The sequence below is a fragment of the Neobacillus drentensis NBRC 102427 genome, from assembly GCF_001591445.1.
Taxonomy (GTDB): Bacteria; Bacillota; Bacilli; order Bacillales; family Cytobacillaceae; genus Neobacillus; species Neobacillus drentensis.
Window position 1 is genome coordinate 37278 of sequence record NZ_BCUX01000038.1, and the last position, 9831, is coordinate 47108.

A 9831-nucleotide genomic window follows, 5' to 3' on the forward strand; every position below is an offset into this window, starting at 1 on the left:
ATCAATCCCTCTTTGATGTTTTTTATATTTCTTTCTCCATTATAGACGATTTTTTTACCAAAGTGTTACCAAACTATTAAATTATTACAATATAAGTAATATATCACGAGTCTGCTTACACGCTTAGCTACTTCCCCTATTTTTGCTCAACAAAAAAAGCCATACGAGTGGCTTTTTTGATTTTTACTCTGTTTCCTCTTTTCCTAATAAGCTGATTAATTCCTGAATTTGCTTTAACTTTTTCCGATTCATATCGTCTTCAGATAAACTAATTTCTAATTTTAATGTACTTCTATAGGGACTTTTATTTTCTGTTGGCAAAATCAAATAATTCATATCGACTTTGAGCACTTTGGCTATTTTTTCAATGATTTCAATACTGGGATTTTTTTGAATCCCCCTTTCGAGCAAACTTAAATAGGATTTTGAAATTCCCGTGAGTTTACCCAACTTTGTTAATGAATATCCCTTTTCTTGTCGTAACCTTTTTAAGTATATTTCCATCCATCAAATCTCTCCTTTGTACCCCAAGCCTTTCAGATTAACCGCCAAGTCCCTTTGTCACCAACTGTATGACTAATGGACCAAGTATCACAATAAATAAGGAAGGAAAGATGAAAAACACCATTGGAAACAGCATTTTCACCGGTGCTTTCATCGCCTGCTCGCGCGCTGCCTCGCGGCGCTGCTCGCGAACGCGTACCGTTAGATTCCCCAAGACCTTCGCCATCCCTATTCCAAGCTGGTCTGCCTGAATGAGCGAGGTAATGATACTTTGAAATGAATCAGATGGGACACGTTTCCGAAGATCGTAAAAAGCTTCCCTTCTTGATTTACCCAGTTTCATATCCTCTAAGGTTTGAAAAAACTCATCGGCGAGTGGCCCCTTAATTTTTTTAGAGACCTCAGCCAAAGCTAAATCAAGACCCATCCCAGCCTCAAGCAACAGGTTTACCGTATCAAAAAAGTCAGGCATCGAAAGATTAATCGCATGAATTCGCGCTGTCTTCTTTTTCCCAAGGTAAAACACTGGGAGTCGGAATCCCAAAAAGGCGATGGTTATAATCATCAGCCAAGCCAGCATTTTGTTTTCTGAAGCGGGTAAAATAAGGAGGAAAACAGGCAAGCCCATTCCAACACTTAATACGATTTGAAAAAGTCGGAAATCAATCGCAGATTTAAAGGGATAGCCTGCGTCCCTTAACAGCATATCTAGCCTCTTTCTCTCTTCTTTAGACACCTTCTGATTTAACTTTTCAGTTCCCTTTTTCCAATAACTAGTGAATAATCCACTTAAGGTTATTCTCTTCCTTCCATTCAATTCATCCTCATTTTGTTTTTTTGATGGTTTACTAAAATACATGTTTACTCGTTCATTGACTGCAATTTGCCTTTTAAAAACAGTTAACAAGATTCCTGCCAGAACAGTGGTCACAAACCCTGCTAATAGAAAAATAAGAATCAAATCCAGCATTGTCCTACACCTCGATTCGGATAATTTTCTGGATAATTAACCAGCCGATGATATTTGCGGTTGCCCCAACAAAAATCATCGTCCAGCCCAAGGGGTGCTGCAACATTGGAGCGAAGTAATCCCAGTTTACCAGTCCTAAATATAAACCAAGTGCGACTGGCAGCAAGGTAATAATCCATGAGGACATCCTTCCTTGTGCGGTCATTGTTTTCAATTCTTCCAAAATCCGCACCCTGCCTCTAATGGTTTCTTCCATGGTTTCCAACAGTTCAGCTAAATTGCCGCCGCTCTGCCTTTGAGCAAGGATTGCTTGGACAACCACATCCAATTCTTTATTGGGCAAGCGCTTCACTAAGTCTGTAAAAACATCATCCACCGGCATCCCCAATCCCGCCTGGCGAACCACCCGTTCAAATTCTGGCCCAATCGGGTCAGGTATTTCCTTACCGACTAGCTGCATCGCCTGCATGAAGCTGAAGCCCGCCCGCATCGAATTAGCCATCGTCCCCAATACTTCAATTAATTGATAGTTTACCTTCGCTAACCGTATCCTTCTTTTTCTTTTTATCAAATTCATCGGGAGGATGAATCCAATGATTATGACAATCAAAATAAGATACCAAGGCAGTCCAATTAAGCCAGCAATGACCCCACTACCTGCCGGAACGAGAATTCTTAGCGCAAAAAACTCTTCAGGCTTTAATTTACTACCAGCTTCTAATAAAATTTTCTCCGTACTCTCACTAAATTGAACATCTTTAAAGATATTCGCAATAGCATCGAAAAAGCGCTTAAATAATGAGTGTCCTTTTTCTTGTTGATTGCTCGTTTCAGCCACTAGCTGAGAGGGTAAAAATTCTTTCATGCGGTTATTCATCCTTTTATTACGTGAATATCCACTTAAGAAAAGAAAGATCAAAGCAGTGACAAAACTAAATATTACCAGCAATAAAAGGGCTATTTTCATGGCTGCCACTCTCCAACAAACCATGAAGCTGGTAACTTGTAGCCATTCAATTCAAGTTGCTCTGTGAACCTTGGACGAATTCCAGAACTCGTAAATTTCCCTTCTATTCGACCATCATCGCTAATGCCCGATTCCTTATATAGATATAGATCCTGAAGGACAATTGTTTCTCCCTCTAATCCTAACACCTCAGTGATATGCGTGATTTTCCTTGTCCCATCCTTCATTCTTGATTGATGAACAATTAAATCAATCGCATTGGCAATTTGTTCGCGGATTGCCTTAACCGGAAGTTCATAACCCGCCATCAATACCATTGTTTCCAAGCGGGACAGAATGTCACGTGGAGAATTGGCATGCCCGGTACTCAAACCACCGTCATGACCAGTATTCATGGCTTGGAGCATATCTAATGCCTCGGCACCACGTACCTCGCCGACCACAATTCGATCTGGACGCATCCTGAGAGCGTTACGGACTAAATCCCGAATTGTGATTTGACCTTTCCCTTCAATATTTGGGGGCCGTGATTCAAGTGCAATGATATGTTCCTGATTAAGCTTAAGCTCAGCAGCATCCTCAATCGTAACAATCCGGTCGTCATTGGGAATAAACGAAGATAACACATTTAGCGTTGAAGTTTTTCCTGACCCTGTCCCCCCGCTGATAAAGACATTGAGCCTTGATTTCACACAAACCTCTAGAAAATCAGCCATATCCTTCGATAAGGTTCCAAACTGAACCAAATCTTTTATCGTAAACGGAGTATCGGAGAACTTACGTATCGTTAAACACGGTCCTTTTAAGGCAAGTGGAGGAATGATGGCATTCACACGTGAGCCATCTGGCAGACGGGCATCCACCATGGGTGAACTCTCATCTATCCGACGACCAATTGGTGAGACAATTCGTTCGATGACACGCATGACATGCTGGTTATCGATAAAATTCAGTTCACTACGGTAAACCTTACCTTTTCTTTCATAGTAAATCTCATTGTAGTTATTAACCATAACCTCACTTATTAAAGGATTTTCTAATAGTGGGGTTATCGGTCCATAAGCAAGAAGCTCATCCTTCACGTAATGCAAAATTTCTTGCTTTTCTTCAAACGTCAGTCTTCCGCCTTCTTGGTCAAAGAACGCGGATCCCAGTTCCTCTATTTTGCTTTTTTCCGCTTCTTTGCTCTGTCCAGGATATTTTTTCAATTCGTCTAACAAGTGATTGTGAAGTTCGGCTTCTATTTCCCAAAATTCCTGCGACTTTTTCGGAACAGAAAACTCTGGAACCTCCTTGTTTGGAGTTATCGTAGATCCTTCGATATAACGTTTAAATAATGACACGATCCGTCCCGCCTCACTTTCCTACCTTAAACCATTTTTTAGCTTTCTTACTCTCATTGATCTCACCGCTTTTTTGTTCAAAAAGCTTATCAGATAGCTTCCAAACGGCCTTGCCAAGCTGGCTCCTTGAGTTCGAAAGCATAAACGGCTGGCCTGATTTTATCGAGGATGATGCCACATTTACTTGTTCTGGCAACGTGAAAAAGACCTCTACTCCAAGGATTTCCTTAATTTTTTTAAGATCGAGCCCTTGGCTTTTTACTTGTCGGTTCAGAATAAGGTTTACTTTATCCTTTAACTGAATAGATTCTAGTGTATCAAGATAAAGCTGACTTAACCTGAGCACAGAAATTTCATTAGTTGTAAGCAATAAGATCTCATCGGCCAAATCGAGAAATCTTAGATGGATTTCAGATAGATAGACAGGCATATCAATAAAGACGATATCAAAAGATTTCTTTGCCTCTTCAATGGCGTCTTTGATATGCTTTTCTGAAATTCCTTCGAAGAATTCCGGACGCGGTGGCGCAGCTAGAATGGAGACCCCACCATCAACAAGTGTCATAAATTGGCTGATCGAATAATCGGCTTGGCCATATCCCTCTTTTACCCATTCATAAATCGTTTTTTTCGGTTTCATATTATAGTAGATAGCTACTTCACCAAATTGGAGGTTCCCATCAATCACAGCAACCTTCTTCCCCATTTTGGAAAAGGCAACGGCTAGATTAACAGTAAGCATCGTCCTGCCCACTCCACCCTTTGGGCTCGCGACAGCAATGACTCGGGCTTTTTCCTTTTTATGATGGTGTAAATTAGGTTCCATCTTGGAGCGGTGATGCATGAAATTCTTCGCATGAGCGACTGCTTCAGAAAGTTCTCCAAGCGTATATGTAGAACGAAGTGTATCTGAGGCCCCATTTAGCATCGCCTTCTTAAGGTTTTCCACTTCTTCAGGCACAACCAAGATAATATAAACAGATGGGTATAATGCAGATATTTCCTGACAAAGATCATAAATGTTAAATTGAGTATGTGCCGCTAAAAATAATACAGACTGATTATTCCTGCTTAAAAGTGAATGAAGCCTATCAATTTCACTAGTTGACGTTAATTGAAATTGCTGTTTTTCTAAATAGGTTTTAATTTCTCCAAGCGGAGCATCTTCTTCATAAAAGTAGACCCAGTTTATACTCATTTCTTATCACTGCCCCCTATTTGATAACCTCTCTCGTTTGCTTTATGCCTGCTTTTCCAGTTTCTTTATCCTCTGTATTCCTTAGCATTAAATAGAATCCATCTTTATCTTTGGAAGCTAAACTGAGGACAACCCCTTCTTCGGGGGTGACTTCCAATGTAACAGTTTCATAAAGAAGGGAAGCCTCCTTGTTGTCAGACGATTTACCTGAGGTAAGCACCTTTACGTTCTCAAGGACAAGGACAGCAGATCTAAATTCTTTATCCTTTTTTTCGTCTTTCGATGATTCATAGGCAATCACATCGACCATTGAATTTGGGGCAACATAGCCGGAAACACCTGTTTCTAAATTAACTCTAATCGAAATTGCACGCTTTCCTTTTGTTACATCCACGATTGGATTGGTGAATTCTCTCTGAAGCGCTTTATCTTTTTTTGCTTGTTTTTCTTTTTCTACTTCCTCAGGAGTCTTTTGACTCTTCGTTTCTGCATTATCCTGAGAGACGGTCGCACTTGCAGGAGTGGAAGAATTCCCTTTATCAATGATCGTCAAATAAACAACCCCTGCCACCGCCAAACCTAATATTAATGAGATTATCCAGATTTTTTTTGTGTTCATAGTGTCCTCCTCATCCCTTAAAACCCAAGATTTATTTTTCCATCTATCATTAAAGCGGTGTTATAGATTATAGGGTTTTAATAGATAACCAACATCATTACACACAGCTTTTTTCTCATAATTAATTAGAATTTATTCCACTCTCATTACAGTGGTATCTTTTAAATTTATTGTCTTTACTAATGGTCCAAGGACCGGGGTAATAAAATTAAATTGGTAGTTAATAGTAATTGTGATATCAGTTCCCGGTGTCCTTGATGCAGTTGAAATATCTACCCTGTCTTCATTCAATCCAATACTAGACCCTTGCTTCTTTGCCACTAGCTTCACAGCAGCATTATCTTTACCAATGCTAGCAGCCCGAGCCGCTTCCCTTCCTGCATGATCGATTGTCAGATAAGCATGAAAGGCCCTACCAAAGTCTACAATTCCGAATAATAACATGAGGAAAAGAGGAAGAATTAGTGCAAATTCAACAAGCGATTGGCCCTTTTCTGATTTCATCAAAACCCACCCCAGATAAGTGTGCAAAATGTCCCGAGGACGATAGCAATTCCATATGGAAAAGAGATACTACTTTTTTTATCCTTTGATATAATTATCGAGCCTAGATTACTCCTAAAATAAACAATATTAACTAAGAACGATTTCATTATGTTAATAAAACCCCTTGCTTTAATAATGAGTAAAAGCGCAATAATTCCACCAAGTATCGCAGTGTAAATAAACGAATAAAAAACAAAGCTGGATCCCATTAGTGCGCCGATTGCTCCCAATAGTTTTACATCACCAGCCCCCATACCACCTAATAAATAAGGAATAATAAGTAAAGCTATTCCAACTAGTAAACCTTCTCCACTATATACAACCCCCTCCATGCCCATGGAATACATGTTAAAGACCAATCCAAATAAAATAGTAGGTAATGTAACAATATTTAATATTTTTCTTGATTTGATATCAGTAAACAGACATACCAAAAGAACAATCATTAGAATAATATTTTCCAAGCTATTGTCCCTCCATTCTGTATAAATAAACCCTGCTTCTCACACCTGAAGAGCAGGGTTATAAATGATTTTTATTACTGTCCTCTTCAGTTATTACAATGCGGCAGCAATATCAGAAAAAAACTTTGCGACTTTAGGACCAATTAATTTTATCGAAGCAATACATCCTATCACGATAAGTCCAACAATCAATCCATACTCCGTTAATGCTTGCCCTTCTTCTTCAACAACTAAGTTCTTCAATTTTTGTACCATTTCTATTCCTCCTACTAATTTTTTCGTTTTATATCGTTCTATATTAAGAACTTATTCTAAATATAAGACAAATATACTAACTTGCAAATATTCAAAATAGTTCATTTCAACTAGTATTTATGTACTTATCTTCCTTTATCTCTCTTATTCTAATTATTTCTTAGTTTTTTGTTCTTTCAAAAGAACTACATGTTGCATATAATGAACTAATAGTGATTATTAGCCTAAAGGAGTTGTGAGAATGGTAGAAAACGTAATTAGTATTCCTTATCAAATTAAATTGGCGGATTCTTTTTTTATAAGATTAAAAGGTTTAATGTTTCGAAAGGATCCTATTAAGGATGAAGGGCTTTGGATAGTTCCATGTAATGCTATCCATATGTTTTTTATGAAGTTTCCCCTCGATATTGTTCTCCTTAACAAACAGAATGAGGTTATCAAGGTATATCATAGTTTGAAGCCTTGGAGAATGACAAAACCAGTTAAGGCTGCTTACTCAACACTAGAACTCCCAGCTGGGACAATTAATCAGTTAGGCATCTATGTTGGCTGCATTATCAATATGCAAGTCTAAACAAAGCTTAGATACCCTCTACCCCAAATATAATGGCAAATTTCTTATAGAAAGGAAGGGATAAGGAATGCTTAACAAGTTAAAATTATTAGTCAAACAAGAGTCTGGTCAGTCACTTGTCTTATTTGCAGTATCAATAGTAGCGTTACTTGGTTTTACAGCCTTGGTTACTGATGGAGGAAACATGTATTTTCAAAAAAGTAGTTTACAGTCTGCAGCAGATGCAGCTGCCTTAGCCGGAGTGCAGGATTTACCGAATGAAAATATTGCTAAAAGCACAGCAGAAGACTATGCCAAAAAAAATGGAGTCAAACATTTAGAGATTACTTCTGTTGATACTTCTTATCAAGATGACCCAACCAAGATTGAGGTTATCCTGACAAGAAATGTTCCATTTACTTTTGCTAGAGTCTTAGGATTTACGAATAAAGATATATCAGTGCGTGCTGTAGCTCAAAACAAAAAATGGATTGGGGAAGCATTACCTTTTATTAACCTGGATAATAAATACGATACAGAGGGTACAATACTTGAAGGTTGGAATAAAGTTGATCCTGGTGACAAGGAAAGAATCCATAATGATGATTTAGTTATTTCAAAAGATAATAGTAGTATTAAAGTTAAGTATGCAGATGGATCTATTACGTTTAAAAAAGGTAAAGATAACAGTATAAATGCTGCATTGGATAATATATTGATAAAGGGAAGAACTGTATATATGTTTAGTTTGTCTAACGAAGTAATTGATTCTGGTGTTTATCAGAAGAAGGGTGCGGAAGAATTGAAAAATGGTGATCTAATTCCACTTAAAGATACTGTCCTCCTAGAATGTCAAGTTATTGAGTTTAAAGACAAAATAGTTACCTTAAAGTTTGTGAAAGTGTATGATATTTCTGCGGGCGTTTTCCCGATTGTTAGTTCTCCAAAATTAATTGAGTAGATGCTTTTAGAGTAAATTTTAATAAGAATTCTTCTTTTTGGACTAGATTTATAGGCTAAATGTTTCAATTTCCACTTAAACAGGACTGAACTCAAATTCAAACTTTGGGCTCAGTCCTATTTATGTTGTCTTTGTTAAATATGTTCACTATTTATACATACCAATCTCCATCATTTGGCAATATGATGGAAATGAAGAATCTTATAGAAAGTGAGCATAGCAAATGAATAAAGAGATGAGATTGCAAACAATTTCAAAACTTATTTCTGAGCATGAAATTAAGACGCAGGAGGAGCTAGGAGAATGGCTAAATAGCAGTGGCTTACAGGTCACACAGGCGACCATTTCAAGGGACATCCGCGAATTGAAGCTGATTAAAGTTCCTTCCAAAGATGGTACTCCGAAGTATAGCTTCAAGATTGACCAGGATCATTTTATTTTTGAAAAACTGCGCCATAAATTGAAGGATGCCCTGATTGGCATGGAGGTCATTAACTATTTTATTATCATTAAAACACTGCCTGGCCATGCCCATGCGTTTGGAGCACTGTTGGATTCCATGGACATTGCTGGTAAAGCAGGAACCATTTGCGGAAATGATACGTGCTTAATTATTTGCAGGTCTCCTGAAGAGGCTGTCAGCTTCAAGCAGCAAATCGATCTATTGCAAGCGTAAATTGAATAGAAATCACATGAAAAGGAGAGAACTTTTATGCTCAACTCATCTGTGATAAAAATGGATGTGCTATCTGATTTACAGCAATTCGATGTCTTTTCCTGTCTTACGGCAAAAAAGCTGCAAACCTATCTTCCCCATTTTTATTTTCGCAGCTATAAGAAAAACCAATGTCTGTTTATGCAGGGTGACCCGCGTGACAAATTTTTCTTTTTGCTTGATGGGTATGTCATGTATGAACGGGGCAGCCAAGAGGGCAATATGCTTTATTTAGATTTTATTAAAAAAAATCAAATGTTCCCCTATGGCGGAATATTTCAGGATAAAGTATACCAGGACACGGCCATCGCCGTTACCGATGTTCATTTATATTTTATTCAGACCCATTTCCTTGAGGAGATACTCAAAACGAACCCCAGACAACTCTTATATATCGTACATAAGCTCTCAGATATTCTATACCTTCATCAAAAGCGAGTCCAAAGAATCCTTATTCCCAACGCTCAGGAGCGTGTCTTACATACGATTCAATTTTTAATGGAGGATCTCGGCGTTAAGGACGGCAAAGAAATCGTTATTCCTTGTCCCCTTACAGCCATCCATATTTCCAAATTATCTGGAACAACCCGAGAAACGGTTAGTCTATTAATCAATCAACTAAAAAGAGAAAGGATTATCTCTGTTACCTCCAAAAAAATAAGAATCCATCACCCGGAATATTTTAAAGAAATCTAACTAAGAAAAGCGCAAGCGCCCTGTTCAGCGGCGTATGGCC

Annotated in this window: 13 protein-coding genes; 4 read left to right on the plus strand and 9 right to left on the minus strand. The window is 38.2% G+C overall.

All coding sequences use genetic code 11. The features are described from left to right. Positions 1 to 183: 183 nt before the first annotated feature. The 9 genes from BDR01S_RS17550 to BDR01S_RS17590 all read right to left on the minus strand — a co-directional run bounded on the left by BDR01S_RS17550 (position 184) and on the right by BDR01S_RS17590 (position 6866). Positions 184 to 504 (minus strand): helix-turn-helix domain-containing protein, encoded by a 321-nt coding sequence (locus tag BDR01S_RS17550; RefSeq protein WP_066258692.1) that lies wholly within the window; start codon positions 502 to 504, stop codon positions 184 to 186. A gap of 37 nt (positions 505 to 541) precedes the next feature. Then, complete coding sequence (locus BDR01S_RS17555; RefSeq protein WP_066258694.1) at positions 542 to 1474, minus strand: type II secretion system F family protein; 933 nt, start codon at positions 1472 to 1474, stop codon at positions 542 to 544. Between the two features lie 4 nt (positions 1475 to 1478). After that, the gene (locus BDR01S_RS17560; RefSeq protein WP_169801458.1) at positions 1479 to 2339 is read right to left on the minus strand and encodes a type II secretion system F family protein; all 861 of its coding nucleotides are present in this window, start codon (positions 2337 to 2339) and stop codon (positions 1479 to 1481) included. Between the two features lie 98 nt (positions 2340 to 2437). After that, a complete protein-coding gene (locus tag BDR01S_RS17565; RefSeq protein WP_066258697.1) occupies positions 2438 to 3784 on the minus strand; it encodes a TadA family conjugal transfer-associated ATPase in 1347 nt (448 codons plus the stop codon). A 13-nt stretch (positions 3785 to 3797) separates the two neighbouring features. After that, positions 3798 to 4982 (minus strand): CpaE/TadZ family protein, encoded by a 1185-nt coding sequence (locus BDR01S_RS17570; protein WP_066258699.1) that lies wholly within the window; start codon positions 4980 to 4982, stop codon positions 3798 to 3800. Between the two features lie 16 nt (positions 4983 to 4998). After that, positions 4999 to 5601: a Flp pilus assembly protein CpaB gene (cpaB, locus tag BDR01S_RS17575; RefSeq protein WP_066258701.1), complete on the minus strand. Its 603-nt coding sequence runs from the start codon at positions 5599 to 5601 to the stop codon at positions 4999 to 5001. A gap of 132 nt (positions 5602 to 5733) precedes the next feature. Then, entirely contained in the window at positions 5734 to 6105 is a 372-nt protein-coding gene (locus tag BDR01S_RS17580; RefSeq protein ID WP_066258703.1) for a TadE/TadG family type IV pilus assembly protein, read from the minus strand. After that, a complete protein-coding gene (locus BDR01S_RS17585) occupies positions 6105 to 6611 on the minus strand; it encodes an A24 family peptidase (protein ID WP_066258704.1) in 507 nt (168 codons plus the stop codon). Before BDR01S_RS17585 ends, BDR01S_RS17580 begins: the two co-directional genes overlap by 1 nt. Before the next feature lie 93 nt (positions 6612 to 6704). After that, positions 6705 to 6866, minus strand: coding sequence for a Flp family type IVb pilin (locus tag BDR01S_RS17590; RefSeq protein ID WP_066258705.1), 162 nt, complete (start codon positions 6864 to 6866; stop codon positions 6705 to 6707). A 241-nt stretch (positions 6867 to 7107) separates the two neighbouring features. On the opposite strand from BDR01S_RS17590, the gene BDR01S_RS17595 reads away from it, so the two are divergent. From BDR01S_RS17595 to BDR01S_RS17610, 4 genes are all read left to right on the plus strand, one after another. Further along, positions 7108 to 7440, plus strand: a complete 333-nt coding sequence (locus BDR01S_RS17595) for a DUF192 domain-containing protein (RefSeq protein WP_066363271.1) — start codon at positions 7108 to 7110, stop codon at positions 7438 to 7440. A gap of 67 nt (positions 7441 to 7507) precedes the next feature. After that, the gene (locus tag BDR01S_RS17600) at positions 7508 to 8380 is read left to right on the plus strand and encodes a pilus assembly protein TadG-related protein (RefSeq protein ID WP_066258713.1); all 873 of its coding nucleotides are present in this window, start codon (positions 7508 to 7510) and stop codon (positions 8378 to 8380) included. 223 nt (positions 8381 to 8603) lie between these two features. Continuing rightward, positions 8604 to 9056: an arginine repressor gene (locus tag BDR01S_RS17605; protein WP_066258714.1), complete on the plus strand. Its 453-nt coding sequence runs from the start codon at positions 8604 to 8606 to the stop codon at positions 9054 to 9056. A gap of 36 nt (positions 9057 to 9092) precedes the next feature. After that, positions 9093 to 9791: a Crp/Fnr family transcriptional regulator gene (locus BDR01S_RS17610; protein WP_418303033.1), complete on the plus strand. Its 699-nt coding sequence runs from the start codon at positions 9093 to 9095 to the stop codon at positions 9789 to 9791. The last annotated feature ends 40 nt before the right edge of the window (positions 9792 to 9831 follow it).

Excerpts from the sequence above, each read along its gene's own strand:
- BDR01S_RS17595 (WP_066363271.1), top strand. The coding sequence starts at position 7,108 with ATGGTAGAAAACGTAATTAGTATTCCTTATCAAATTAAATTGGCGGAT.
- BDR01S_RS17555 (WP_066258694.1), bottom strand. The coding sequence starts at position 1,474 with ATGCTGGATTTGATTCTTATTTTTCTATTAGCAGGGTTTGTGACCACT.
- BDR01S_RS17570 (WP_066258699.1), bottom strand. The coding sequence starts at position 4,982 with ATGAGTATAAACTGGGTCTACTTTTATGAAGAAGATGCTCCGCTTGGA.
- BDR01S_RS17580 (WP_066258703.1), bottom strand. The coding sequence starts at position 6,105 with ATGAAATCAGAAAAGGGCCAATCGCTTGTTGAATTTGCACTAATTCTT.
- BDR01S_RS17560 (WP_169801458.1), bottom strand. The coding sequence starts at position 2,339 with ATGAAAGAATTTTTACCCTCTCAGCTAGTGGCTGAAACGAGCAATCAA.
- BDR01S_RS17590 (WP_066258705.1), bottom strand. The coding sequence starts at position 6,866 with ATGGTACAAAAATTGAAGAACTTAGTTGTTGAAGAAGAAGGGCAAGCA.
- BDR01S_RS17605 (WP_066258714.1), top strand. The coding sequence starts at position 8,604 with ATGAATAAAGAGATGAGATTGCAAACAATTTCAAAACTTATTTCTGAG.
- cpaB (WP_066258701.1), bottom strand. The coding sequence starts at position 5,601 with ATGAACACAAAAAAAATCTGGATAATCTCATTAATATTAGGTTTGGCG.
- BDR01S_RS17610 (WP_418303033.1), top strand. The coding sequence starts at position 9,093 with ATGCTCAACTCATCTGTGATAAAAATGGATGTGCTATCTGATTTACAG.
- BDR01S_RS17550 (WP_066258692.1), bottom strand. The coding sequence starts at position 504 with ATGGAAATATACTTAAAAAGGTTACGACAAGAAAAGGGATATTCATTA.
- BDR01S_RS17600 (WP_066258713.1), top strand. The coding sequence starts at position 7,508 with ATGCTTAACAAGTTAAAATTATTAGTCAAACAAGAGTCTGGTCAGTCA.